The sequence below is a fragment of the Stenotrophomonas sp. 3diitr2024 genome (assembly GCF_042136455.1).
Taxonomy (GTDB): domain Bacteria; phylum Pseudomonadota; class Gammaproteobacteria; order Xanthomonadales; family Xanthomonadaceae; genus Stenotrophomonas; species Stenotrophomonas sepilia.
In genome coordinates this window covers 1-330 of sequence record NZ_JBHHMJ010000357.1, presented here as the reverse complement: position 1 = coordinate 330, position 330 = coordinate 1, and the positions used below count along the sequence as shown (strand labels likewise).

Below are 330 nucleotides of genomic sequence, written 5' to 3'. Positions count from 1 at the left end.
CCGCACGTGGGTCTGCTGCACCGTGGTACCGAGAAGCTGGCCGAGTCCAAGCCGTTCAACCAGTCGATCGGCTACATGGATCGCCTGGATTACGTGTCGATGATGTGCAACGAGCACGACAGGCAGATCGGCGGATCCTTGTCGAACACATTGTTCAGGCCCGCGGTCAGCTGCAGCCCCTTCATCCAGTCGATCTTGTAGCCCACCTGCATGTCGTGGAAGGTGTTGGAGCCCACCTTGTTGGTCGGCGAGGCGCTGGTGTACGACGAGTTGAAGCCCGGCATGTTGCACTCGTCCATGTACGAGCACTTCTCCTTCATGCTGGAGTAG

The 330-nt window shown here is 59.1% G+C and carries 1 protein-coding gene; it reads right to left on the bottom strand.

Features of this window, described 5'->3' with window-relative positions; translation table 11 throughout:
• Positions 1-89: 89 nt before the first annotated feature.
• Positions 90-330 (bottom strand): hypothetical protein (locus tag ABGA94_RS09055; protein ID WP_375367067.1); only part of this gene is annotated, 241 nt, incomplete at its 5' end.